This is a genomic window from Prosthecobacter sp. GW821-HT29F12 (assembly GCF_058803405.1).
In genome coordinates, this window is sequence record NZ_CM179517.1 from 2410545 (window position 1) to 2435069 (window position 24525).

The window sequence follows — 24525 nt, forward strand, 5'->3', positions numbered from 1 at the left end:
CCCCATCTGGCATCCAAGATAACATTTCTGGGTGGCGGTACAGGCTACGCCTCCCACACCGCACTTTATCGAAATACATGGCAAAAATACGCATTCTTCCAGACGCACTCGCCAGCCAGGTGGCGGCAGGGGAGGTCGTGGAGCGGCCGGCCGCTCTGGTGCGCGAGCTGGTGGAGAACAGCCTGGACGCCGGAGCCACCCACATCGAGGTGCACGCCCAGCGCGGCGGCATCGCGATGATTCGCATTGTCGATGATGGAAGCGGGATGGACCGGGAGGACGCCATGCTGTGTCTGGAGCGCCATGCCACCAGCAAGATACGGACCAAGGAGGACCTCGGCGCGATCCACACCTTCGGATTTCGTGGCGAGGCCCTGCCCAGCATCGCCAGCGTGTCGCGCTTCCGGCTTGCCACGCGTGAGAAATCGGCGCTGGTGGGCACGGAGATCGAAGTGAATGGCGGCAAGCTGGTGGGGGTGCGCGATCACGGCGGCGCTCCGGGCACGGTCATCGAGGCGCGCTCGCTGTTTTTCAATGTGCCTGCCCGCCGCAAATTCCTGCGCACAGAGAACACGGAATTTGCCCACGTGGAGCAGCAGCTCCGGCTGCATGCCATCGCCAATCCGCAGACGGCCTTCACCCTGACGCACAATGGAGAACTCGTGCTGCACCTGCCGGCCACGCGCGACATGCTGGAACGCATTCGCGGCCTGGTGGGGGACGAGCTGGCCTCCCGCCTGCTCAAAGTGGAGGAAACCACCGTGCAGGGCGTGACCGTCTCCGGCTACATCGGCGGGCCGGGCATGAGCCGCTCCAACCGCCAGATGCAGACCACGTATCTGAACGGCCGCCCGATCGAGAGCGCCAGCATCTCTTATGGCCTGCGCGAAGGCTACCACACTGCGCTGATGAAGGGCCAGTATCCGGTCACCTTCCTCTTCATCCAGATGGATCCGCACGCGTTTGATGTGAACGTGCATCCGGCCAAAAAAGAGGTGCGCTTTCATGATGGCCACAGCGTGCGGGATGCCATCTCCCGCTGTGTGAGCCACACGCTGGAAAACGCCGCCAAACTGCCCACGGGCCACGCCCCGGCACGCGCCATTCCAGCCGCCCCTGCTGCAGCGCGAGTGCCGCTGGTGCCCGAAAGCCGTCAGGAGCAGTTTGCCATGCCAGTGGCGGTTTCATCCGCACCGCTGAGAAACATCGCCCCGGCGCCAGCACCCACGCCCGCATCCACCCCACGAACGCAACCAGCCGCTCCCGCCGTTTCTCATCGCGTAGCAGATGTGCTGGAGAGAATCGCCGCTGGTCGCAGTGCTACCGCCATTGAGCCTCAGGCTCCGTCGGAAGCAGCGGCACCCGAAAAAGCCCCGGAAGAAGAGGAAGCGCCGCAGGTCTCCCCTGCCCCGGCCAAAGCCGAGCCCGCTGAAGCACCGGAATACCGCATCATCGGCGTGCTGCAGAAGCTGTATGTATTGATGGAAGGCAAAGAGGGACTCGTCCTCATGGACCAGCACGCCGCGCATGAGCGGGTGAACTTCGAAAAATTCCGCCGCGCCATTGAGTCTGGCGGCGTCCCCTGCCAGCGCCTGCTGCTGCCTGTGACCCTGCAAACCACGCCGCGTGACGCCGATTTGCTGAAGCAGAATCTTCCCTCGCTGAACCGCCTGGGCATCGAGATCGAGCCCTTCGGCCCGAACATTTTCAAGGTGGAAACCCTGCCCTCGTTTTTGAAGACCGACGATCCCGCCGCCTGGCTGGACCAGGTGATCGAAGAGCTCAGCAGCCTGAGCACCAAATCCTCCAGCCTGCGCCTGAGCGAGGACGCCATCGCCACCATCGCCTGCCGCGCCTCAGTGAAGAGCAACGACGTGCTCTCCATCCCCGAGATGCAGGCGCTGCTGAAAGACCTCTTCGCCTGCGAGATGCCCTACTGCTGCCCCCATGGCCGGCCCACCTTGGTGCAGATTTCCACCAGCGAACTGGAGCGTAAGTTTGGGCGGAGAGCGCCGGGGTAGCACGCCGCACCACGGAGGATGGGCGTCTCGCCCGATGGGAATCCCCTGCCCTCGGGGAAAAAGCCTGCTGTTCATCGCAGCAAGGACGGCGCACCTTTTTGAGCGCCTGCGACGCGACAGACCCGAAATCACGGACGCGCACAGCGCATCCCTACCAGCCCTGGGCGTGCTGCGCGGAGGGTAGGGACGCGTTGTGCGCGTCCGTAGATTCCTTCGTCCCATCGCGGGCAGTTGTCCCTTTCGCTCACCCCCTTTCCTAAAACGCCCTTCTGGTAGAGCTCGCGCAACCAGACCCGGCCCGCCTTTGAGCCGAAGGCTGGAAGCCCCGGGCCGTTGTCAGGCCAGAGGCCTGACCTCCATGTCCCAAAGAACGCAAATCTTGTGATAAGTCCGCCGCCTGCCTGCGTTAAAGGGCCGCATCCCCCCATCCCCTGCCCTTTCCTGTCCATGAATCCTTTCCGCAATGACCTCAGCCGCCGCACCTTTGTCTCCGGTGCCGCCAAAACCTTCCTCGGCGTCAGCACGGCAGCGCACTTCGGCTCCCGCATTCTGGCAGCCCCCGGTCAGGGAGCCTCGCCGCTGAAGCAGGCGGCCACGGCGCGCAATGTCATCTATCTCTACATGAACGGTGGCATGAGCCATCTGGACACCTTTGATCCGAAGCCGGAGAAAAAGGAAATCATGGGCCTGACCAAGACCATCAACACCAACGTCGATGGCATCCGCGTCGCCGGAAACATCCCCCTCATCGCCCGGCAGATGGACAAGCTGGCCGTGATCCGCAGCATGATGACGACGCAGGGCGCGCATGAGCAGGGCAACTACTACCAGCACACCAGCTACACGCAGCGCAGCAGCATCCGCCATCCCTCCATGGGGGCGTGGCTGCAGAAGTTTCAGGATCGTGGCAATCCCACGCTCCCCGGCAGCGTCATGATCGGCAACGACAGCCGCCATCCCGGCGCCGGATTCTTTGAGAGCCGCTTCGCACCGCTGATGATCAACGATCCCGAAAGCGGCATCAACAACGTGAAGACCAACCAGTGGTTCACCGAAGAGCGCTTTAACAGCCGACTCAGCGTCGCCAAGCAGCTCGACCGCCAGTTTGCGGAGACCTACAACGTCAAAAACGTGCGCGCCTACGCGGACATGTACGACGACGCCCTCAAGATGATGAAGAGCGAGGAGCTCGCCGCCTTTGACCTCAGCGCGGAGCCCGAAGCCCTGCGCAACAAATACGGCACCGACCGCTTCGGCCAGGGCTGCCTGCTCGCCCGCCGGCTGGTGGAACACGGCGTGCGCTTTGTCGAAGTCTCCTTCGGGAGCTGGGACACCCACAATGCCAACTTCACCCGCGTCCCTGAATTGTGCGATGAACTGGACTCCGCCCTCAGCACCCTGCTGCAGGATTTGGAATCCCACGGCCTGCTGCAAGATACCATGGTGGTGCTGGCCACGGAATTTGGCCGCACCCCCGAGATCAATGCGAACGACGGCCGCGACCACCACGCGCGCGGCTTCTCCTGCCTCATGGCAGGCGGCGGCATTCGCGGCGGCCAGGTCTATGGGGCCACGGATGACTCCGGCCTCGAAGCCGCCGTCAATCCGGTGACCATCCCCGATTTCAACGCCACCATCGCCTACGCCCTCGGCATTCCGCTGGATCAGGTGCTCTACAGCCCCAGCAAGCGCCCCTTCACCGTCGCGGACAAAGGCAGGCCGATCACGCAGTTGTTTGGTTGAGCGGGAAACGGCTCCGGCAGTCAAAAGGTCAAGGCTCGCCGCTGAGGCTGCTTTGTGTGCATTGCGCATTGATCAGGCGAGGGCATTTTGGCGGAGCCCCTCCTCCACCATGAAAACTCTGCAAGCCATCGCGCTCATCCTCATCTTGACTGGCAGACACGCATCGGCGCATGACCTGGAAGCGGAAGCGTCCTCGCCGGTATGGCAGGTGCGTTATTGCGTTCTGAGCAGGTTTGAAGTGGCGGATGCCACGACCCGACGGCTGCTCGAAAAATTATGCACGGACTCCCACCGGAGCGTGGCAAACCAAGCCTTTGCACACTATTCCGGCCTCTTTGTCAGTCTCGATCATCAACTGGTGAAAGCTGCTTTTCGGCGCGGCGATTTCAACATTGATGGTGTCAACTTGGACGACCGTTATGCGTTCGAAAAGCCGGATTTTTGGGTGAGCGATCTCAAGGCAAAAGACTTACCTGACATCCAGGCCCGCGCCATTCGTGCCTTGGGCATGTGTGGCAATCAAGAACACGTTCCCTTGCTGCTCAAATATCAAAACTCGGACACTCCTTACCTGCTCCACGAACTGGCCATAGCCCTGCATCGTCTCGGCGATGAAGCCGGTTATTTGAGTGTGATCGAGTCCCTGCTGCGCCTGCCACCGGCATCGGCCGTGAGCTATCAAACCCGCGCCATTGACTGCCTGATTCAAACCCACCCCGCCAAAGCCCGCGATCAGTGGAACAAGCTGCATGCCGCGATCGCGTCCCTGCCAGACCTCCAGCCCAACTGGATGTGCAGCCACGTTCTTCAGGAGCAACGATTGCCGTAGTCAGCACGGCGCAGGCGGCAGCACACTCGAACACCACTGCCCCATGGTTCTTCGCAGGCCAGTGATCCCACGCGCATCACGAGACGCTCGAAAGCGGCAGCTCCCTGCGCACTGCAAACCCAACGGAAGCAACAGCCCGTCGCAGCCGCAATCCAAAAACAATAAGCAGGACGTGCCAAGTCCCGCAGTCCAATCTGAGGGGCACCGGCGGGAGGTTCACAACCCGCAGCACGTTCACAGCGCGCGGGAGGTTCACAGGCTCAAGGATGGGTGGGACAATGGGGGTGAGTTTCCATTTCCACCGGCGGTGGGTTCACAGGATCATTGAGGTTCAGTATCAGTATCACCACTGGGGTTTGGATTTGGTATCAAGGTATCACTCCCTATATATAGGGAGTGATACCTTGATACCAACCCCCTGTCGGTATCATGATACCGATTTGATACCCCTTTGATACCTGATACCAAAGCATCAGGCACGGTAGTAGCCTCCCGTTGGCCCATGCTTCAGCAGTCCGATGGAGAGCCACTTGGGAATGCGGCGCTTGGCCGTGGCCACAGAGAGGTGCGCCCGCGTGATGATGAGCTGCACGAGATCCGTGTACGAAACCTCCCCCACCTGCCCTGCAAACACCGCCCCGCATTCAGGCTGCTCCACTTTTCGCGCCGCCTCCACTTTGCTCTCCTTCGTTTCCGGCTCCACGGTGACGTGCATGCCTTCGGGCCCGGACCACTCAAAGCGCAGGCCGTTTTCACGCGGGATGCAGGCGTGGCGGCAGCGCTCGGAGAAGACGAGCGGGACGCCCCGGTTATCCTTGGCGATGCGCAGATTGCTCTCTGCCTTGCGCTCGAGCTGGCTGCCGAGGTGGCCGCGCGTCTTGCCCGTTTCCAGGCCGGAGGGGTTCTCGTGCAGCACGACAATGATGGGGCAGGCGTAGGTGATGGCGAGCTGCGCGAGGTGCTCCACCAAGGCGAAGGCTTCGATGTCGTCATTCGGGCTTTTGCACAGGTCGGCCACGCCATCGATGAAGACGCTGTGGATGCCGCCGCATTCCTCATGGGCGCGCTGCATTTCGGCGGCCAGGTAGGCACGGCGTTTCTCGGTGGAAACATCCGCCAGGGAGTAGCCGCGAAAGTGATCCGGCATGCTGCTGACATTGGCGCGCAGGGCCGCGCGGTGGACGAGGCTCCACGCGTCATAAGGCGACTGCTCGGTGTCAAACAGCACCACGGCGCGACCTGCAGGCGCTGCGGCGGTGAAGCCCAGCAGATCGCACTCCGGCTCCCACGCGGGGAAGGCGTCCTCCGCATCCGCCGGAGGCGGCGCGGTCACCGTGCTGGCGATCATCGCGCCCACGATAGCGCTTTTGCCGCCTTTGGCCTGGGCGGAGATGACCGTGAGATTTCCCGGCGTGCAGATCTGCTGCGTGAGCAGGGTGAAGACCGGGACGGGCTGCGGCGGCGGACTGGCCAGATGGATGCGGCGTGCATCCAGCTCCGTGAAATCCACCGCGCTCCCCGTGGCCTTGGCGGCGGGGCCGGTGATCGTGATGGCAATCTCCCCTCCCCCACCACCTGTGCCAGGCGGCGCGGTGCTCAGGGTGGTGGTATTATCTACCACGGTGTAGTTCGCCGGATCGCTGACGAGGTCGGCCAGGGCCTGCGCCCCGAAGGCATTGTGGTAGCTGCGCAGGTCTTTCATGGGTGGGAGAGGGTGAAGCGTGGCAGTGCGCCGGCGCTGTCTGCGGGCGTGATATTTTCCATACCAGCATCTACCATGCCGAGGAAATCGGACCCGCCTGCGGTGATGATGGCCTGCCGCAGCCAGAGCCGCCACGAGGCCATGCGTGGCTGCGTTTCCAGGCCTTCTGAGACCTCGCAACGCGCGGCGCGGGTCACAACTGCGGAGCGCAGCAGCGGCGCGTCCTGCGGGGGTTTCTGACGCCGCACGGACGCAGGAAAAGAGGCCTGCGAATTCATCCCGGCACAGGCCGGAAAGCGGGCAATGAATCTGGAGCCGCGCGGCCGGCGCACCTTCTCCAAACGAGCAAGATTGAGTTTCATGAGCGTGCTGGGGTGGGGTTGCGCCCCGTGAAGGGAGATGCAGCCGCAGCCGTCATCTCCTTCACGGGAAGCGCATTTGGGTTCAGCGTGTGATGGCGGCGCGCTCGTAGTGCGCCAGAGCGGCCCGGACCTTCTGGAGGTTAAAGCGACAGATGCGCCCGATCTTCACCATGGGGATGATCTTGTCCCGCGCCCAGTTGGCCAGGCAGCGGCGGGAGACATTCAGCTTTTGGGCGAGCTGCTCCGGGGTGATCAGTTCGGCTTCGTCCTGTGGCAGGGTTTCGTTTGGGTTCGTATTCATAGCAGTATGTAGTATTTAGTGGTATTCAGTGTTTAAATGCTGGCACGAGGATGCGCAGAGACCGCAGGAATGCGGAGCAGATGCGAAGGGCCAGGCTTCTGTTTCAGGAAACGACCGGCGGTCCAGGAGTGACCTGGAGGCGCCACAGGGTGGCGGTGCCGGCTTGCAGGTTGCGCGGATCAGAGTTCTTCACTGCCGGCGGCGCTGTCTCCCTCAGGCCAACGCGTTCTGCACGACGAAGCACCCGAGGATGCAAGAAGTCTTGGGTCCCGTTTTTGAGATGTCAACGACGTTTGGTGATTTTATGTGGCGTGAGGGGGCTTGAGGTGGCGCGCGCCAGCTTCTGGAATCTTTAAGACGCCCAGTGGTGAAGCGGGGGCAAGCTGGCGCGGGGTGTGCTACGCCTGGAATCCATCATCATATTTAGAATTTCACCCGGCATCCACACCCACCGAAAGAGCGCATCACCCTCTTGATGCAACTTAAAATTTTTCATTGAAAATCACGAAGCAACCCTGTTATCAACGTCAGTATCCGCGCCACATAAACGTCAATGCCCGCCCCGCAATGAACGTAATCACGAGAACGCTAACCGCTGCCTTCGCCGCCCTGACCGTGCTGCCCTTTGCAGCAACCAGTTGCAGTGCATTCCTGAAATCACCTCTCCCCGGCGCCAGAAACAAGCTGAGCACCCGCCTGCCCAATGGGCTGGAATATTCGAAGGCCCTGCTCGCCATCAAGGTCGCGATTGGACGAGCCATCCTGGCGGCCAAGGATCTGCAGAAAAGACAGAAAGATCTCGATCTCCAGAATAATCGGACTCCTAATGCCATTGATAGTCTGTTCTTCAGTTTAGGCAACGGCACTCTGACCACGACCGTGACGAAGGATGTGACGGATACCGGCAACCTCTCCATGGTCATCCCGTTTTCCAATCTGACCGGCACGCAGGTGGTCCCGTCACTGAACGGCAGCCGCCAGGCGATCGGCAAACAAGTCAAGGTGGTGACTTTCACCATCGACCCGTCGTCCCTCATCCATGACGTCTGCCATGACGACCCTCGCCTCAAAGATGTCATCATCGACAATGGCATCCGGGATGCCGTTCTCTCAGACTTGGAGGCTTTCATAAATATTCCGGCTGATGTTGGAATTGCCATCCAGCCGCGGAGCTTCCAATACACGTTCACGTTCACAGTCGTCCGCAACGCGGCGGGAGGAGTTGTCGTCACGATCATTCCCACCACTCCGACCCTGAGAAACATCGGCCCGACAGCCAACAGCAAAAGGGTGGACACCACAATCAACGAGCTGGGTTTCACTCTGTCTGTGTCCCCGAACCCACTCCCAGGATCGCAGCCGCAGTCCTTCTTTTATGAAGTGGAGGGCGAAAAGGCAAACGCATGGATCCAGTCGCCCTACACCGACAAATTGATTACCTCAGTCATTGGCAAATGGTCGATCAAAACAAATAAACCGGCGGAAAAACCACCCGGCGCCGGAGGATCAAAAACGACAAGCACTCTGCCCATGGAGCAGAAGAAATACAGCTTGAAGGAGGCCGCCCTTCCTCTACCAGCGGATCAAACACTTTCGGAACTGAGGTCCGCCAGCCCGCCGCCCTCCAAGCCAACCAGACAACCCAAGAAAGCAGACAAGCCTCAGTTCCTCGTGGACCCGCCAGGCTTTTGAAGCCTCCTCACTGCCAGCGCCAGCGGGCTTTTCCGCCCCCCTTCCCCCGCCGCTCAGGGCTATCTCTTGCACCTCCGTCAAAACCTACCATTTGCACCCCAGCTCCGCCCGTGTATGAACCCCGCTCCCCCGGAGATTTCTCGAAACCTTCTTGAAAAATCCTAATTATTAGCAAAACTTAAATAATCTATCCTCATGGACGAACTCACCATTTCTCGCATCATCGGACGCGAAATCATCGACTCACGCGGCAATCCCACTGTTGAAGTGGATGTTTACATCGAAGGCGGAGCCATGGGCCGTGCAGCAGTCCCCTCCGGCGCCAGCACCGGCGAACACGAAGCGCTGGAACTGCGCGACGGCGACAAGAAGCGTTTCTCCGGCAAGGGCGTGCTCAAGGCCGTCGATGCGGTGAACAATGAACTCGCTGATGCCCTCATCGGGGCAGACGCCCTCGACCAGGTCGGCATCGACAACGCCATGCGCGAAGTGGACGGCACCAAGACCAAGGCCAAGTGCGGAGCGAACGCCATCCTCGGCGTCTCCCTCGCCGTGGCCAAGGCCGCTGCCGCCACCTTGGGCCAGCCCCTCTACAAGTACATCGGCGGCCCGAACGCCAAGGTGCTCCCTGTGCCGATGATGAACATCATCAACGGCGGCGCGCATTCCGATGCCCCGATCGACTTCCAGGAATTCATGATCATGCCAAAAGGCGCGCCGACTTTCTCCGAGTCCCTGCGTTACGGCTCCGAAGTCTTCCACGCCCTCAAGAAGATCCTGCACGATCTGGGCCTCAGCACCGCCGTCGGTGACGAAGGTGGCTTTGCCCCGACCCTCAAGAGCGCGGACCACGCCCTCGAAGTCATCGCCCAGGCCGTGGACAAGGCCGGCTACAAGCTCGGTGAAGACATCTTCATCGCCCTCGACGTGGCCTCCTCCGAGTTCTACGACAAGGCGAAGAACAAGTACGTCTTCAAGAAGTCCGACAAGTCCGAGCGCACCGCCGCCGAACTCGTGGCCTACTACGCCGAACTGAAGAAGAAGTTCCCGATCATCTCCATCGAAGACGGCTGCGCCGAAAACGACTGGGCTGGCTGGGGCGTCATCACCAAGGAACTGGGCTCCAACACCCAGCTCGTGGGCGACGATCTCTTCGTCACCAACGTCGAATTCCTCCAGAAGGGCATCGACCAGGGCGTGGCAAACTCCATCCTCGTGAAGGTGAACCAGATCGGCTCCCTCACCGAGACCCTCGACGCCGTCGAGCTCGCCCACCGTCATGGTTACACCGCCGTCATGAGCCATCGCTCCGGTGAAACCGAAGACTACACCATCGCTGACCTCGCCGTCGCCACCAACTGCGGCCAGATCAAGACCGGCTCCATGAGCCGCAGCGATCGTATCGCGAAGTACAACCAGCTTCTGCGCATCGAGCAGGAACTGGGTGAAAACGCCGTCTTCGGCGGCCGCATGAAAGTCTAATCAAGACTCTATGAACTACCGAGAAGTGCGCGCATCCGAACCCCAGTCCCGCTGGGAAGGCTGGGTGCGCGCATTCCTCAAGGTGGCCCGTTTCGTTCTGCTGCTGCTCATTGTCCCTGTGGTGTATGTCCTCTGCGACAACCCGATCGACACGCAGAACGCGATGCGCGTGAAACTGGAAATGCTCAAAGGACAGCGCGATGTGCTGCAATCCGACCGCGACAAGCTCCTGCGCCGCATGGAGTGGATCAAAAACGACAACGCCTACCTCGAAATGGCCGCCCGTGACCGCCTGCATCTGCAGAAGGAAGGCGAGTTTGTGCTGAGGTTTTAAGAGACTGCTGGCGGAAACCGCCGCATGGATGAGGTGCCGACAATGACGTGCTGGAGCAGGCCCCCCCTGCAGGCAGCATGCCCAGTGGAACCTTGCAGTTCATTGATGGCGGAGCCATCCCAGCCTGTAGCGAGGGGTTGAGCGGAGCGACACCCCTCGAACACGCGCATCACACCCCATCAAGGCACGCGCATCGCGGAGCGATGCCAGCACTGGCGTTCTCACAGCCACGCAGTCCCAACATGCGCCGCCCCAGCGGAATCTCGCCGCTCAGTGATGGCGGAGCCATCCCAGCCTGTAGCGAGGGGTTGGATGGCTCCGCCATCGGCAGGAGGGGGATGCGTTCGTTACTCACTTCGCGACCGCAGTCCATGTGGCGACGTGGACACGCGAGGGTTTTTTGGAGTGCGGCTGCGCACCCCTGAAAGGGTGAAGCTGCCGCTTTCGAACGTCTCGTGATGGGCGTGAGCTGACCGGTTGGCGAAGAACCACCGGCTCCCGCTTTCGAGCGTCTCGTGATGGGCGTGACCTGACCGGCTGGCGAAGAACCACCGGCTCCCGCCTTCGAACAACTGGTGGCATGCGTGAGCCGTGCAGCACGTCGAAAGCGGTAGCTGCGTTCGTTCCTCACTGCGCGACCGCAGTCCAAAAACGCGGCAGGAGCGCGGAATTGATTCCGCAGCTCTCCGCCGAAGCGCCAGCCGCTTGCTCACGCATCCATCTCTTGAAGCCGAGGATCAATTTGCTGCGCGTTACGCCATTTGGACCGCACCTGCGTTGGAACGGCGGTGCTGGAGGCGAAAGCGGCGGCATGGGGGCTTGCGGAACCGAGCGAAGCGAGATAGACGACCGCAGGGAGCCCGAAGGGGAGCGAAGCGAATCAATGCTGCGGAATCAATTCCGCGCCCCTTCGGAGCTGCGCTACACGCCCCACCCCTGCCCCACCGCCACCCCACAACAAAAAAGCCAAGCGGAATGAACCACTTGGCTGTTTTTGAAGTTCTAAAAAAGGCCGGTATTACTCGGCGTTTTCTTCGACGTAGCGGACGACGTCGCCCACGGACTGAAGCTTCTCAGCCTCTTCGTCAGGGACGTCGATGCCGAATTCTTCCTCGAAGGCCATCACCAGCTCGACGGTGTCGAGTGAGTCGGCACCGAGATCTTCGATGAACTTGGCTTCCTGGGTGACCTGCTCGGGATTCACGCCAAGCTGTTCAACGATGATGTCTCTAACTTTTTCTGTGATGTTCTCTGCCATAGATTGGGGGTGTTGGGATGGGGCGGAGCTTTAGCGGCTGCATTTGCTTTGGCAAGGGGAAATTCCCGCCTTTTTCAAACTCAAACTAGTGCCATTATTTTTCCATCTCTGTGGATGTGGATTCTGGGGCTGCTTTTTCGCTGACTTTTTCAATCAATTCACCACTGAAACGAGACAGCAAACGCTCCAGCACCTTGTCTGCGCCGCCGTATTTCAGATCGTCGATCACCGCACGCTTTTCCGCGCCGGCCTGCGTGCGATACCACGCATAGGCCAGCCCTTTGTGCTCCCACTTGCGCTTGTCCACGCGAAAGACATCGGCGTAGCGGATCTGCGCACCTTCGGGAGACACCCAGTGGTCGGCTTCGCCACGCAGCACCTTGCCGCGATTCCGCAGGATCAGGATGCCGGCGATCAGCGCCCCGACAAAGCAACCGTAGCCATAATAAAACTGCTCGGCGATCTCACGCTCGCTGTAGAGCTTGGGCTCCTCTTTCCAGCCCTTCTTCGCGGCGTAGCTTTTCCAGCGGGGTGAATCCCCGTCCACGCCGGTGGGCATGCCCCTGGCTTTGGCATCCTCCATCCACTGCGGGAGGCGCCCTTCTTTCTTGGCGGCTTCAAACGAGGGCAGGAACTCCTTCATGAACTTCTCTTTCTCCTGCGCGATGGCCAGCTCCTGGGGATAGCCCCTCATGCCGTCATGGAGAAACACGAGCCCGAAGATCAGGAACAGCCCGGCCAGCAGGCCCATGCGGCGGTAGTACCAGGATGTAACGCGGCAGAGGATGGGCTCCGAGGCCGATGCGGGAGTGGTGGGGGCGGTTTCCATGAACGACTGACTCAATCGCAGCCTCGGGGGGAAGCAACACGGGATTTTGTGTGACAAACTACGCGCACTTTTGCAATGCCCGTGGGATGCCCAAGAGGGCATGGTGTGCGTAATTAATGGCAACCCCATTCAAGAACCATGTACTTTGATCCTCTCTACCTCCTGCTGTTCCTTGGCACCATGGCGCTGTCCGTCTATGCCTCCTGGCGTGTGAAGAGCGCCTATGCACGGTATTCGCAGGTGCCGGCACGCTCCGGGCTCTCCGGCGCGCAGATCGCCCAGCGCATCCTGGACATCAACGGCATCCGTGATGTGACCATCAACCCGATCCCGGGCCAGCTCAGCGATCATTACGATCCCTCGAACAAGCAGCTCATGCTCAGCGAAGAAAACTACTACGGCACCAACGTGGCCGCGCTGGGGGTGGCTGCGCATGAGTGCGGCCACGCCATCCAGCACCAGCAGCTCTACGCCCCGCTGCAGTGGCGCATGGCGGCGGTGGGCATCACCACCATCGCCGGGCAGATCATTCCCTTCGTCGGCTTTGGCCTGATCTACTTTGCGCCCAAGATCGCCCTGCCGATCCTGGCCCTGTGCTTTGGCGTCGTGATGCTGTTTCAGCTGATCACGCTGCCGGTGGAGTTTGACGCCACGGCCCGTGCCAAGCGCGTGCTGGCCAGCACCGGCGCCGTGGCTCCCGGCGAGGAAACCGCCGCGATGAGCAAAGTGCTGGACGCCGCCGCACTGACCTACGTGGCCGCCTTCATCAGCGCGCTGGGCACCTTCCTCTACTACGCCATGCTCCTGCTCGGCGGGAACCGGCGGGATGAGTGAGCCTGCACGGTGACGAAGAAAGCTACCACACGCGGCGTATGGCTCCCATGCGCCGCGTTTTATTTGCCCTCGCCCTGCCATGCCTCGCCTATGCGGAGGATGTTCCACCGATTCGTGGACTGAGCCGCACGAACCTCCTCGAATACCATGCCAAGGACGGCACGACCAAGGTAGCCACGACGGCCGCTGAATGGGCGAGCCGCCGTGCGGAGGCGCTGGCAGGGTTTCAGCAGGTCGCGGGTCCCCTGCCCGGCCCGGAGCTGCGCTGCGCGCTGGAGCCGCAGATCGTGGAGGAAACCGACTGCGGCAGCTATGTGCGCAGGCTCATCACCTACACCTCCCAGCCCGGCGGTAAGGTCACCGCTTATCTGTGCATTCCCAAAACAGCGCTCGCAGGCACGAAAACCCCGGCGGTGCTCTGCCTGCACCCCACGGAAAACAAGATCGGCTTCAAAGTGGTCGTGGGCCTGGGTGGCAAACCCCACCGGCAATATGCGCAGGAACTGGCCGAGCGCGGCTTCGTCACGCTCTCGCCCAGCTATCCGCTGCTGGCGGATTACCAGCCTGATCTCAAAGCGCTGCACATGCCCAGCGGCACGATGAAGGCCATCTGGGACAACCTGCGCGGCCTCGACTACCTGGACTCCCTGCCCTACGTGGATCGCAGCCACGGCTACGCCGCCATCGGCCACTCGCTCGGCGGGCACAATGCCATCTTCACCGCTGTCTTTGACGACCGCATCCAGGTCATCGTCTCAAGCTGCGGCTTTGACTCGCTGCTGGACTACTACGGCGGCAACATCAAGGGCTACGTGCAGGAGCGCTACATGCTGCGCATGGCGGACTACCTCGGCCACCCGCAGGACTGCCCCTGGGACCACTACGAACTCATCGCCTGCCTCGCCCCGCGCCATGTGTTTGTGAACGCACCGCTGCGGGATGCGAACTTCCGCTGGCAGAGCGTGGACCGCATCGCGGCCGCAGCTCTGCCCTTGTTCAGGCTGCACCAGGCGGAGTCACACCTGCAAATCGCCCACCCCGACTCCGATCACGATTTCCCCGACGTGGAACGCTTTGCCAGCTACGAGCTCATCAAGCGCGTGCTGCAGCCTGCTCAATGACGGCTCTTTAAGTAGGTCGGGTGTATTTGGCGTCGAAGACATTGCCACGCCCCACATTCCCCTCTGCCAAACCGCCCGACTACCAGGACGTTCGTACGCCACAGTGTTTGCAGCGCCCTCATGGACGGGCGGGCTGTCGCCACACCCATCCTACGTCCAAGCACAAGTCTAATGCCGCGCACCCGCCTGCTCAATGACGCGCACCAGCCGTGGGCAGAGCACCGAATGGGAAAACTCCGCTCCGAGAGCTCTGGCTGCCGCACTGACCGGCTGCGTGCCGAGGGACATGGCATCGCGGATCTGCTGCATGATGGCAGGCACATCCCCGTTGCGCGCCACGCGCCCATGCGCCGGCTGATCGAGCCGCCGCGCCAGATCAGCGCCGTGGCTTTGATCCGGACCGATGAAGAGAAATGGAATGCCCAGCGTGAGGATGTTGTAGATCTTGCAGGGATGCACGATTCCCACAAAAGGATCCCCCATCACCACCAGATGCAGGTCTGCGGCTGAGAGCGAACCCGAGAGCTTCTCCATCGGCTGATACGGCAGACAGGTGATGTTTTTGAGCACCTTCTCTTTCGCAAATGCCTGCACCTTTTTGAACTCGCTGCCTCCGCCCACAAACAGGAAGTGCAGCCGCTCCTCCCCCTGCAGTTCCTCCGCAGTCGCCAGCACGGCATCCAGCGGATGGCAGGGGCTGTGATTGCCGGAATACATGACGACGAACTTGCCCGCGAGCCCGTGCTCAGCCCGGAAGGCCTCGCGCGCGGCCACGTCGTACTGGATCGCCTGATCATGCGACCACGGCGCATCGGTGTGAATGACCTCCGCGCTCACGCCTTTGGCCATCACGCGCTCCGCCATGAAGCGGTCCAGCGCGATGATGCGTGAGGCACGCCGGAAGCTCCAGTTTTGGATGAATGTGAGCGTGCGCTCGACGAGGCCCCCGGCCTTCAGCCAGCCAGCAGCCACGGCTTCATCTGGATTCAAATCCATCACCCAAGGCACCACCGCACCGCCTTTGAGCTTGGCCACCACCGTGCCCAGCGTGGAAATGAGCGGAGGCGAAGTCAGGCAGACCGTGACGTCCTGCCGTGGCATGAAGAGCAGGATGCGCGTGGCATTGCCCCAGAAGATGGCGAAATCCACCAGACGCCGCCACTTGGCTTTCTTGCCAAGGCCCGGCGTCCAGATGCGGCGGATATCGATGCCGCGCCATGTCTCACGCACGGGATAGCGAATGTCCGGATTGTCATACCCACGCGAAGCCGCCACCACCGTCACCTGATGGCCGCATTGGACCAGTTCATGCGCCAGATCCGTGAGGTGCTGCGCCGTGGCCACGTGATCCGGATGGAAGCACTGGTTGAGCAGAAGGATTTTCATGGCTTTGGCAACTGACACTCGCCCCTCAGAATGAGGAACGTCGCGGAATAACACCTGCTGAATCCAAGGCTACGTCTGCACCGCAACCCGCAGCGCAGTTTGATGAACGCGATTTTTAGCCGCGCAGGCGGTTGGACCGCATCTCCTCCATGAAAGATGCATAGGTCTGCTCCAGCCCGTCTCTGAGCGAGATGCGCGGCTGCCAGCCGAGTTGGTTCAGGCGCGTGGTGTCCAGCAGCTTGCGCGGGGTGCCGTCGGGCTTGGTTTTATCCCAGACGATCTGCCCCTTGTAGCCCACCACTTCGGCCACCATCTCCACGAGTTCACGAATCGTCACATCCGAGCCACAGCCGACGTTGACCAAGTCCGGCGGATTTTCCAATTGCAGCAGAAACGCGCAGGCGTCCGCCAGATCATCCGCATGCAAAAACTCGCGCTGCGGCCGGCCGGTGCCCCAGGCCACCACTTCTGGCAGATCCGACATCCGCGCCTCATGAAAGCGCCGGATCAGCGCCGGCATCACGTGGGAGTTCTGCGGATGGTAGTTGTCATTGGGGCCGTACAGATTCGTCGGCATGGCGGAGTGATAGACCACGCCATACTGCTTACGGTAGTATTCGGCCATCTTGAGCCCCGCGATTTTGGCGATGGCATAGGCCTCATTCGTCGGCTCCAGCGCCGAGGTGAGCAGGCAATCCTCAGGCATGGGCTGCGGGGCCAGCTTGGGATAAATGCAGGAACTACCGAGGAACAGGAGACGCTTCACCCCGGCCTTGTAGGCACCGTGGATGCAGTTCGTCGCAATGGCCAGATTTTCATAAATGAACTCGGCGGGATAGGTGCTGTTGGCATGAATGCCCCCCACTTTGCCTGCCGCAATGATCGCCGCGTCAGGCTTTTCAGCCTGATAAAAGGCCGCGACCGCCGCCTGATCAGACAGATTGAGCTCCTGCCGTGTGCGTGTGACGAGGGTCACGCCCGCAACTTTTTGGAAACGCCGCACCAGCGCGCTCCCCACCATGCCTGTATGCCCGGAAATAAACAGCTTCATCATGCTTCAATACGTTTCACTCTGGCCTCGTGTTCAGCCAGCAGAAGATCGGCGTCCACCATTTTTTTCACCAGCTCTTTGAACCTCACCTTGGGCTCCCAGCCAAGCTGCCTGCGCGCCTTCTCCGGATTGCCGATGAGCAGATCCACCTCGGCCGGACGCTCGTAGCGGGCGTCATGCATCACGTACAGCTCCCAGTCGAGACCGAGGAGCCCAAATGCCTCCTGGCAAAACTCGCGCACGCTGTGGGTTTCATTTGTCGCGATGACATAGTCATCCGGCTGCTCCTGCTGCAGCATGAGCCACATCATCTCCACATACTCACCGGCAAAGCCCCAGTCGCGTTTCGCGTCGAGATTGCCCAGATGGAGCTTGTCCTGCAGGCCCAGTTTGATGCGCGTGGCGGCACGGGTGATCTTGCGTGTGACAAACGTCTCCCCGCGGCGCGGCGATTCATGATTGAACAGGATGCCGCTGGACGCATGCAGACCGTAGCTCTCCCGATAGTTCACCGTGAGCCAGTGGGCAAAGACCTTGGCACAGCCATACGGCGAGCGCGGCCAGAACGGTGTCTTCTCCGTCTGCGGCACCTCCTGCACCTTGCCAAACATCTCCGAGGATGAGGCCTGGTAAAAGCGCGTCTTCTTCATCAGCCCCGATTCACGAATGGCCTCCAGAATGCGCAGCGTGCCCAACCCGTCCACATCCCCCGTGTATTCCGGGATGTCGAACGACACCTTCACATGCGATTGCGCCCCCAGGTTGTAGATTTCATCCGGCTGCAGTTCATACAGCAGCTTCACCATCTGCACCGCATCAGCGAGGTCCCCGTAGTGCAAAATCAACCGCGCCCCATCCACATGCGGATCCTGGTAGATGTGGTCAATGCGTCCCGTGTTGAAACTGGAAGAGCGGCGGATGACGCCATGCACCTCATACCCCTTGGCCAGCAGGAGCTCGGCAAGATACGAACCGTCCTGCCCTGTGATGCCGGTGATGAGTGCTTTTTTCATTGGGGGAGATTTATCAATTTTAACTTACAGCATGATGCCACAGCCCTTTTATGAGTTGCCAGACTTGGCTGACGTGGCGCACAGCATTTCATAAAATTTCTTCAACCGGCCGGCCACGGCGGCCATGGAGTGGTTCTGGGTGGCATACTCTCGCGCTTTCGCAGACAAGTCCATGCGCAGTTGTTCGTCCTCCAGCAACGTGATCAGTGCATCCGCCACTGGCAGGGCTTCGACCGGGGTCATGCTCACCGCTCCAGCCTTGGCCGCCTCCACGCTCAGGGCGACCTGGTCTGTCGCGACGCATGGCAGCCCTGCGGCCATGGCTTCCAGCAAAGCCATGCCAAAGTTTTCAGAACGTGATGGAAGGCAAAAAACCGTCGCCCTCGCCATCACCGAAAGCCGCAGATCCCCCGAAAGAAATCCAGTCCAAAGAATGCGGTCGGCAATGGCCAGCTCTACAGACATGCGTTTCAGCTCGGCCACCAGATGTTGATCGCCATCGCCAGCAATGATGAGTTTAACTCCCTCGACCCTTGAGATCACCGATTTGAAGGCCGGCAGCAGGAGATCCAACCCCTTTTTCACGTCGATTCTGGACAGAAAGAGAATCGTTTGATCCGCCTTGAAATTTGGAAATTGAGCTTCAAACAGGCTCGCTGGTGGCAACTGCTGGTAGGGGGATAAATCGAGCCCTAACGGAATCACGAACCCGGGAGCTTTAATCGCCAACCTCGCCACATCCGCCGCCTCTTCTTCGCTGGTGAAATGCAGGGCATGCGCGTGATCAAGCACCGGCTTTTCAAGCCATGTGAAAATGAAGTGCTTCAGCCAGGACTTGCGCCGTTCCATGCCCCAGCGATTGAGCACTCCAAAGGGACGAACCACATAAGGAACCCCGGCACGGCGGGCTAGACGCTGAGCCATGAGGCTGGCAAAGCTAAAAACCCCATGGATGTGAACCAGATCATATTCATGCACATGGGCTTTGAGCCATCGCCATAGTGGAAGTGACACCCCGTAACCAGCCAGTTGAACGGGAAAAGACTGCCATTTCAATCCCTCACGTGAGTCATCAAATGCGACATTGGAGCGAACGCGGGGGTGAACAGTGACAATGTCCACAGTCACACCGGCATTCAACAGTCCACGAGCCATCACATGAATGGCGGCCACCGGCCCGCCGAAAACCGGGTCCATGGAGGGCATGACATGAAGAATACGCATGGGTTGATTAATTAACGCACAGCGAATCTAGCTACCGATTTCAGTCATGGCCTGTTCATCTTCATGATCTGAACCATGCAAAATCAGACGTCAATTTCGATCAGGCTTTACGAATGGTAGTCACCAAAAAGGAACCTTGTTCAAGCGTATTGGTAATGAAACGGCTCCATGAGTTGGGTATCAGGCGCATCACAAAATTCTTAAACTTCGAGGAGGGCAAAGGGATAATCTCTGACTTTTGACCCATTATTCGAGTATCAACGATCTCAAAACCATTCGCTTCGACCAGCTCTTTCCATTCACCTTTAGTATAGAATCTTGCGATCGCCCCATCGGTATACAGCTGCACTAGTTCATGCAACGAGCGTGTTTTGAGAAAACCGCCTTGAAAAATGCCGCGAAAAATAGCGGTGAAAATGTAGAAGTAGAAAAAACTACGATAGTAAACCATTATCGTGGAACTGCCACCCGGCCTAAGCACGCGGTTCATCTGCTTCAATATTTTGTCGGTATTTGAGGAATGATGAATCACCCCCCAAGTCCAGATAAAATCAAAAGAAGCGTCTTGAAAAGACATGTTTTCAGCATCCATCTGACAAATCACGCCTTTGAGCCCGAATACCTGAAAACGAGCCGTTGTACTTTTGACTGCATAATCAGTAAGGTCGATGCCTGTATAGCTTTTGCAGCATTGCGATAGCAACTGTGCATGACTGCCGTTACCCACACCAATTTCCAACACGTCCAACTTTGGGAGTTGATCAAATGGAATGAGCTGGTCAAAGGGTTTTGTCGTCGGCGGCAGGTAACGAGCAGCGTCAGAAAAGAAGCGGCTGTCAATTTCCTGGTAGAACTCTCGAGAAAACTCTTTAACTGGTATTTTATTGTTCCAGTCATAACGCATTGGGTTGTTCTGCCACCAAGTGCGATTGTGCACCTGCCATTCACTTCGCATTTTTTCATCTGGAAGAGCGGTAGGATTGGAAAAACCCGGCGGCAGTTTCTGATCTGTATTCATTTGTATGTTTTAAGATAAAATTAAGGTTTTGGCTTTATTGAACATTGAATCGAAATAAATTTTACTTCCGAGCAATCATCATTTTCGCTGCTTCTTCTGAATGTCCTGGTCCAGGCGCGAGTTCATCACCGCTTGATACACACTCAACCACTCCGAGGCAAATTTCCCCATCGAGAAATCCTTGGCTCGCAAGCGGCCGCGAGCAGAATATTTTTGCCACTCAGGCTCGCCTTTTTTCAAAAACTCCCAGACAATCAGTGCAGCACTGACATGATCCTCAGGGTCCACATAAATTGCCGCTTCCGCACCAATTTCTGAAAGCGGAGGCCGGTTGGAGCTAATGACCGGACAACCTCTAGACATGGCCTCCAAAAGCGGCCAGCCAAAGCCCTCTTCAAGCGATGGAAAGAGCAGCAGGTACGCACGATCATAGGCAGCGACGATCCATGCTCCAGGAGGCCGTGATATCCAGACTACACGATCATTGATCCCAAGTTCATTGATCAGTTCCTTTTCCACCTCTGTTGGAGGATCCCCCATTAGAACAAGATCAGGAATATCAGGTGACAACTGAACCAGAGAGGAAAAGATTTTCAGAACTCCTGGACGGTTCTTATACCACAAAGAGTTTCCTACATGCAAAATGAAGCGAACGGGGAGGCCGGGAACCTCGGTTTTCATAGGCTCTCTGCCAAATTCAGGATCAAGAGGATTATATATCAAACGAAAGTCATGCCCCATTCCAAGCAAGCGCTTGCAGTCCACCAGAGTTTTATTTGAAATGGAAACAACCGTGGAAGGCAGGCGCAGCGCGCTTAAAATAAGTCTTTGAAATAGCCCACGCCATTTAGAACGCTGCATGGCCGGAATCTCTCCTAAAGCGCCACGCACTGCTATAAGATCATGACAGGTCACAATTACAGAAAAGTCTCTGATCCATGGAATCACGAGACCAAGCCCTTGGTCTGTCAAATGAATGATGCAATCATTAACACGGGAGGCCTTCACTGCTCGCCAACGAAGAATCACGGGATAAATGATATATTTATCAACATACCCTAGCAGCTTGCTGAGTCTGACAGGAAGCCATTTAAAATCACCAATGATTGTCGGCGGATCGATTCGCTGAACATCCCCAGGATATGCTTTTGCCGCAGTCTGAACTAGGTTTGCATAACGGCTCATGCTGTTTAGACAATCAGGGACATAAGTTCCTGTGATTAAAAGCTTGGGATATCTTGAAAAGATCACAGGATTGTCTGGCACGAGGCGGCATTGAAAAGCAGCCACAGCTTCATAAGCAGCTCGAATGAATCGGCTGCTTCCCATCTCCAAATTATGATTAATCACACTTTCGCGCGCGGACCGGCTGAATCTCTCCAGTTCTTCCGACGAAAGCATGCCAATATTCAGCAATGCCTGAGTGATGCACTCGATATTCGTTGCTGGCATCACCCAACCATTAACCCCATCTTCGATAAGCTCAACAGCGGCCCCAGCATCATAAGTAGTCAGCACAGGAAGCCCCGATGCCAGCGCTTCAGGCACCACCATGGCCCAGCCGTCATGTCGAGTGGGAAGGCACAGAACATGAGCTTTAGAGTATACATAAGGCAAATCATTCCAATGGCGAAACCCCTCCCAGGTAACAAGGTTTTTCACCGGCTTCAAAATATTACGCATCTCTCTTTCTAAGACTCCGGCGCCCATGATGATAAGCCGCAACCTTGGATTTTTTTGTGCAGCCGAACAGAAGGCATGCGCCAGCTCCAAGACCCCTTTGCGATAGCTGAGAATTCCTGAATAGACAATACAGCACTCGTCTATACTTGGCTGCCTCGGCTGTTTCCGAAAACGTTCCAAGTTTGAAAAGTAGGGTAGATTCACATAGGTTTTTGTATCTCCCCAGTCATGCCGATATCCCTCGATCCCCTTGCGACCAACCGCCCAAATGGGAGATTCGCTGTCGGCAATGGGGCTCAACAGTATCTTACGCCCCATGTGCCCTAACCTTCCTAATCGAAGAAAGCCTGGACTCTCCCCCCAAAAAACCCATGGTCGCCCATTCCAATATCTCAAATGAAGAGCTGCAAGGGCAAACCAATGAGTATAGTAATTATACACAGTCAGGGAGGCTTCACGACACCACTTAAAAGCCTCAGAAATAGCTCCGGGGTTCCCTGCTATGTCACAGTACTCATGCTGCCTTGTTATTTGACCCCAGGGATAATTCTTATCGCCTTTTCGAAGATATATAACTTTGAGTTTTATCTCACCGCGATTTGCAATCTTGTTAAAGAATTCCACCTGATAAGGCGATGCCAAATAGGTAACCACGCAGACACTGAGCAGCGCTTTAGTTATAATATCTTCTTCCTGATTAGTGGGTAAAGGCAGTTCACACGATTGCTCTTGATTTGGCATTATTTGGTTATTGATCACCTCCACTTAAATTTATTAAACTCGCTCAATCCAGTGATCCATCATAAATACCGCCCACCGCATGTACCAAGTGGGATTGTTAAAGGGAAGTTTACGAGTTGCCTCAGCAAACTCAGCCCCCCATTGCTGTCCGAGCCATTTTTCAAAAGGAAATACAAACCCACGTTTGGGCTGGTTCTGGATCCAATCGGGCACTTCAGGCACTGCATCCAGCAGCATCTGCTTGCCATGGCGCAGCCTAAAAGATGCCGGCACCCTGGCGATGTGCTCAAACAAAACGCGATCCACCAGCGGGACCCTAAGTTCCAAGCCTTGGGACATGCTCATCACATCACTGTCCCGGAGAAGTTGATTGCGCATGTAGAGTGTTATTTCGAACTCACTGACAGCGTCGTGGATGTCTTGCGATTGAATTTGCTGGCCGGACATAGCAGGAAGGCTGTCGTATGGGCACTTTAGATAATGCGAGGCCAACAATTTTGCCTCATGCAAAGAGAAGACGCCCCGAAAAGATCGATAGGAATTTTCAATAGTAGGCTTGTGTCTCAGCATGGAGCCAATACGTCGTAGCTTGGCTGAATAAGGGTTTCTTTCCAAGACTCTTCCAGCCAGAACTGCCCCAAAAGGTATTTTATGCGCCGCCCGGTTCAATGCATGCAGCCGTGGCACCACATCGAAACTTTTGTAACCGGAAAACAATTCATCGCCGCCAAGCCCCGACAGCACCACCTTCATGCTATTCTGTCGTGCGAAAGCAGACACCGCATAGGTATTCAGTCCATCAACACTGGGCTGGTCCATCGCATGCAGGAAATTCACGAACATTTGCTGTCCCGTTATCGAATCTAGTCGAAGCATGTGGTGGTTGGAACCAAAATGCATCGCAGTTCGCTCCGCGAGGTCGGTTTCATCCATTCTTGCATCATCCACGCCAATGGAAAATGTGTCGATTTCTTCATGACCACTTGCACGCGCAAGAGCTAGAACAGCAGTGGAATCAATCCCCCCACTCAAGAAAATACCCACTGGAACATCGCTGACGAAATGAGCATTGATGCTATCCAGCAAAGCCTGCCTCACTTCATGAACGGCGACAACTGAATCTATCTCATCAGTGGCAAATGCCACTCGCCAATAGCAGTTCTTGGCCAGACGTCCATTTTCCCACAGCAAGTAATGTCCTGCTTCGAGGCAATGCACCTCAGTGAGCAAGGTCTGAGGCTCTTGCACTGATCCCATCTGGAAGTAGCGCACCAGCGCTTCGGCGTTCAACTGGCTTCCAACCAGTCCGGCTGACTGCAAAGCCCGCATTTCGGATGCAAACGCAAGCCGTCCAGCAGACACGGCATAATAAAGAGGCTTGATGCCTAGCGGATCCCGGGCCAAAAAACAAAGCTGACGCGTCTCATCCCATATGGCGAATGCAAACATTCCTCGCAGCTTCGGAAGCATTGCCGGGCCATTTTTTTCATAAAGACGCAATAGCACCTCAGTATCCGAATGAGTATGAAACGACACGCCTTCGGTCTCAAGCTCCCGGCGCAGTTCCCGAAAGTTGTAGATCTCACCGTTGAACGTGATGTGCAAATTTCCGTCCGTCGAATGCATCGGCTGATGTCCGCCTGGAGTCAGGTCAAGAATGGCCAGCCGTACATGAGCAAGCCCTGCGGTTCCTGCGGAGTTCAACCAAACACCCTGATCATCTGGCCCGCGATGTTTCAATGCAGTGGAGAGCTGCCGCAATGAGACCGAGAGTTTTTCTCGTTCCATTCCTCGCATGCTTAATACTCCAGCAATCCCACACATATCAGTTTCAGAATAGGTTAAAATCGGGTCATGCTGCTATCGACCACATTTATAATCATGGTGTTTCCGTCCTGAAT

At 58.0% G+C, this 24525-nt stretch carries 20 protein-coding genes; 8 read left to right on the forward strand and 12 right to left on the reverse strand.

Features of this window, described 5'->3' with window-relative positions; all coding sequences use genetic code 11:
• Positions 1-77 precede the first annotated feature (77 nt).
• The 3 genes from mutL to AC3RLQ_RS09915 all read left to right on the forward strand — a co-directional run bounded on the left by mutL (position 78) and on the right by AC3RLQ_RS09915 (position 4593).
• Positions 78-2021 carry a DNA mismatch repair endonuclease MutL gene (gene mutL, locus AC3RLQ_RS09905; RefSeq protein WP_493036654.1) on the forward strand — a complete coding sequence of 648 codons (1944 nt, stop codon included), beginning with the start codon at positions 78-80 and terminating at the stop codon, positions 2019-2021.
• Positions 2022-2468: 447 nt separating this feature from the next.
• The gene (locus tag AC3RLQ_RS09910) at positions 2469-3764 is read left to right on the forward strand and encodes a DUF1501 domain-containing protein (RefSeq protein ID WP_493036656.1); all 1296 of its coding nucleotides are present in this window, start codon (positions 2469-2471) and stop codon (positions 3762-3764) included.
• 61 nt (positions 3765-3825) lie between these two features.
• Entirely contained in the window at positions 3826-4593 is a 768-nt protein-coding gene (locus AC3RLQ_RS09915; RefSeq protein WP_493036658.1) for a HEAT repeat domain-containing protein, read from the forward strand.
• Positions 4594-5065: 472 nt separating this feature from the next.
• Here AC3RLQ_RS09915 and AC3RLQ_RS09920 read toward each other — a convergent pair whose 3' ends face one another.
• From AC3RLQ_RS09920 to AC3RLQ_RS09930, 3 genes are all read right to left on the reverse strand, one after another.
• A complete protein-coding gene (locus AC3RLQ_RS09920; RefSeq protein WP_493036660.1) occupies positions 5066-6295 on the reverse strand; it encodes a hypothetical protein in 1230 nt (409 codons plus the stop codon).
• The gene (locus AC3RLQ_RS09925) at positions 6292-6657 is read right to left on the reverse strand and encodes a hypothetical protein (RefSeq protein WP_493036662.1); all 366 of its coding nucleotides are present in this window, start codon (positions 6655-6657) and stop codon (positions 6292-6294) included. The genes AC3RLQ_RS09920 and AC3RLQ_RS09925 overlap by 4 nt, the downstream gene beginning before the upstream one ends.
• 82 nt (positions 6658-6739) lie before the next feature.
• On the reverse strand, positions 6740-6958 hold the full coding sequence (locus AC3RLQ_RS09930) for a helix-turn-helix domain-containing protein (protein WP_493036664.1): 219 nt from the start codon (positions 6956-6958) through the stop codon (positions 6740-6742).
• A gap of 495 nt (positions 6959-7453) precedes the next feature.
• Here AC3RLQ_RS09930 and AC3RLQ_RS09935 point away from each other — a divergent pair, with 495 nt between their 5' ends.
• The 3 genes from AC3RLQ_RS09935 (at position 7454) to AC3RLQ_RS09945 (ending at position 10466) form a co-directional block, all read left to right on the forward strand.
• Positions 7454-8650 (forward strand): hypothetical protein, encoded by a 1197-nt coding sequence (locus AC3RLQ_RS09935; RefSeq protein WP_493036666.1) that lies wholly within the window; start codon positions 7454-7456, stop codon positions 8648-8650.
• 195 nt (positions 8651-8845) lie between these two features.
• On the forward strand, positions 8846-10132 hold the full coding sequence (eno, locus tag AC3RLQ_RS09940) for a phosphopyruvate hydratase (RefSeq protein WP_422323032.1): 1287 nt from the start codon (positions 8846-8848) through the stop codon (positions 10130-10132).
• Between the two features lie 10 nt (positions 10133-10142).
• The gene (locus tag AC3RLQ_RS09945; protein ID WP_493036668.1) at positions 10143-10466 is read left to right on the forward strand and encodes a septum formation initiator family protein; all 324 of its coding nucleotides are present in this window, start codon (positions 10143-10145) and stop codon (positions 10464-10466) included.
• 1018 nt (positions 10467-11484) lie between these two features.
• Here AC3RLQ_RS09945 and AC3RLQ_RS09950 read toward each other — a convergent pair.
• Positions 11485-11724 carry an acyl carrier protein gene (locus tag AC3RLQ_RS09950; protein ID WP_294399132.1) on the reverse strand — a complete coding sequence of 80 codons (240 nt, stop codon included), beginning with the start codon at positions 11722-11724 and terminating at the stop codon, positions 11485-11487.
• Between the two features lie 94 nt (positions 11725-11818).
• Positions 11819-12553, reverse strand: a complete 735-nt coding sequence (locus AC3RLQ_RS09955) for a hypothetical protein (RefSeq protein WP_493036670.1) — start codon at positions 12551-12553, stop codon at positions 11819-11821.
• 138 nt (positions 12554-12691) lie between these two features.
• Here AC3RLQ_RS09955 and AC3RLQ_RS09960 point away from each other — a divergent pair, with 138 nt between their 5' ends.
• Both AC3RLQ_RS09960 and AC3RLQ_RS09965 read left to right on the forward strand, forming a co-directional pair.
• Entirely contained in the window at positions 12692-13387 is a 696-nt protein-coding gene (locus AC3RLQ_RS09960) for a zinc metallopeptidase (RefSeq protein WP_493036672.1), read from the forward strand.
• 47 nt (positions 13388-13434) lie between these two features.
• The gene (locus tag AC3RLQ_RS09965; RefSeq protein ID WP_493036674.1) at positions 13435-14508 is read left to right on the forward strand and encodes an alpha/beta hydrolase; all 1074 of its coding nucleotides are present in this window, start codon (positions 13435-13437) and stop codon (positions 14506-14508) included.
• A gap of 168 nt (positions 14509-14676) precedes the next feature.
• Here the strand turns inward: AC3RLQ_RS09965 and AC3RLQ_RS09970 are convergent, their stop codons facing one another.
• From AC3RLQ_RS09970 to asnB, 7 genes are all read right to left on the reverse strand, one after another.
• Complete coding sequence (locus AC3RLQ_RS09970) at positions 14677-15894, reverse strand: glycosyltransferase family 4 protein (protein WP_493036676.1); 1218 nt, start codon at positions 15892-15894, stop codon at positions 14677-14679.
• 115 nt (positions 15895-16009) lie between these two features.
• Positions 16010-16945, reverse strand: a complete 936-nt coding sequence (locus AC3RLQ_RS09975) for a GDP-L-fucose synthase family protein (RefSeq protein WP_493038837.1) — start codon at positions 16943-16945, stop codon at positions 16010-16012.
• Positions 16945-17958 carry a GDP-mannose 4,6-dehydratase gene (gene gmd / locus AC3RLQ_RS09980; RefSeq protein WP_493036678.1) on the reverse strand — a complete coding sequence of 338 codons (1014 nt, stop codon included), beginning with the start codon at positions 17956-17958 and terminating at the stop codon, positions 16945-16947. The genes AC3RLQ_RS09975 and gmd overlap by 1 nt, the downstream gene beginning before the upstream one ends.
• Before the next feature lie 48 nt (positions 17959-18006).
• A complete protein-coding gene (locus AC3RLQ_RS09985) occupies positions 18007-19182 on the reverse strand; it encodes a glycosyltransferase (protein ID WP_493036680.1) in 1176 nt (391 codons plus the stop codon).
• A 100-nt stretch (positions 19183-19282) separates the two neighbouring features.
• Positions 19283-20200 carry a class I SAM-dependent methyltransferase gene (locus tag AC3RLQ_RS09990; RefSeq protein WP_493036682.1) on the reverse strand — a complete coding sequence of 306 codons (918 nt, stop codon included), beginning with the start codon at positions 20198-20200 and terminating at the stop codon, positions 19283-19285.
• Positions 20201-20278: 78 nt separating this feature from the next.
• Complete coding sequence (locus AC3RLQ_RS09995) at positions 20279-22642, reverse strand: glycosyltransferase (protein ID WP_493036684.1); 2364 nt, start codon at positions 22640-22642, stop codon at positions 20279-20281.
• A 15-nt stretch (positions 22643-22657) separates the two neighbouring features.
• Complete coding sequence (gene asnB / locus AC3RLQ_RS10000; RefSeq protein WP_493036685.1) at positions 22658-24448, reverse strand: asparagine synthase (glutamine-hydrolyzing); 1791 nt, start codon at positions 24446-24448, stop codon at positions 22658-22660.
• Between the last annotated feature and the right edge of the window lie 77 nt (positions 24449-24525).

Bases quoted from the DNA above. Each gene is read 5' to 3' on its own strand.
- mutL (WP_493036654.1), top strand. From the start codon at position 78: ATGGCAAAAATACGCATTCTTCCAGACGCACTCGCCAGCCAGGTGGCG.
- AC3RLQ_RS09910 (WP_493036656.1), top strand. From the start codon at position 2,469: ATGAATCCTTTCCGCAATGACCTCAGCCGCCGCACCTTTGTCTCCGGT.
- AC3RLQ_RS09920 (WP_493036660.1), bottom strand. From the start codon at position 6,295: ATGAAAGACCTGCGCAGCTACCACAATGCCTTCGGGGCGCAGGCCCTG.
- AC3RLQ_RS09925 (WP_493036662.1), bottom strand. From the start codon at position 6,657: ATGAAACTCAATCTTGCTCGTTTGGAGAAGGTGCGCCGGCCGCGCGGC.
- AC3RLQ_RS09930 (WP_493036664.1), bottom strand. From the start codon at position 6,958: ATGAATACGAACCCAAACGAAACCCTGCCACAGGACGAAGCCGAACTG.
- eno (WP_422323032.1), top strand. From the start codon at position 8,846: ATGGACGAACTCACCATTTCTCGCATCATCGGACGCGAAATCATCGAC.
- AC3RLQ_RS09945 (WP_493036668.1), top strand. From the start codon at position 10,143: ATGAACTACCGAGAAGTGCGCGCATCCGAACCCCAGTCCCGCTGGGAA.
- AC3RLQ_RS09950 (WP_294399132.1), bottom strand. From the start codon at position 11,724: ATGGCAGAGAACATCACAGAAAAAGTTAGAGACATCATCGTTGAACAG.
- AC3RLQ_RS09955 (WP_493036670.1), bottom strand. From the start codon at position 12,553: ATGGAAACCGCCCCCACCACTCCCGCATCGGCCTCGGAGCCCATCCTC.
- AC3RLQ_RS09960 (WP_493036672.1), top strand. From the start codon at position 12,692: ATGTACTTTGATCCTCTCTACCTCCTGCTGTTCCTTGGCACCATGGCG.
- AC3RLQ_RS09965 (WP_493036674.1), top strand. From the start codon at position 13,435: ATGCGCCGCGTTTTATTTGCCCTCGCCCTGCCATGCCTCGCCTATGCG.
- AC3RLQ_RS09970 (WP_493036676.1), bottom strand. From the start codon at position 15,894: ATGAAAATCCTTCTGCTCAACCAGTGCTTCCATCCGGATCACGTGGCC.
- AC3RLQ_RS09975 (WP_493038837.1), bottom strand. From the start codon at position 16,945: ATGAAGCTGTTTATTTCCGGGCATACAGGCATGGTGGGGAGCGCGCTG.
- gmd (WP_493036678.1), bottom strand. From the start codon at position 17,958: ATGAAAAAAGCACTCATCACCGGCATCACAGGGCAGGACGGTTCGTAT.
- AC3RLQ_RS09985 (WP_493036680.1), bottom strand. From the start codon at position 19,182: ATGCGTATTCTTCATGTCATGCCCTCCATGGACCCGGTTTTCGGCGGG.
- AC3RLQ_RS09990 (WP_493036682.1), bottom strand. From the start codon at position 20,200: ATGAATACAGATCAGAAACTGCCGCCGGGTTTTTCCAATCCTACCGCT.
- asnB (WP_493036685.1), bottom strand. From the start codon at position 24,448: ATGTGTGGGATTGCTGGAGTATTAAGCATGCGAGGAATGGAACGAGAA.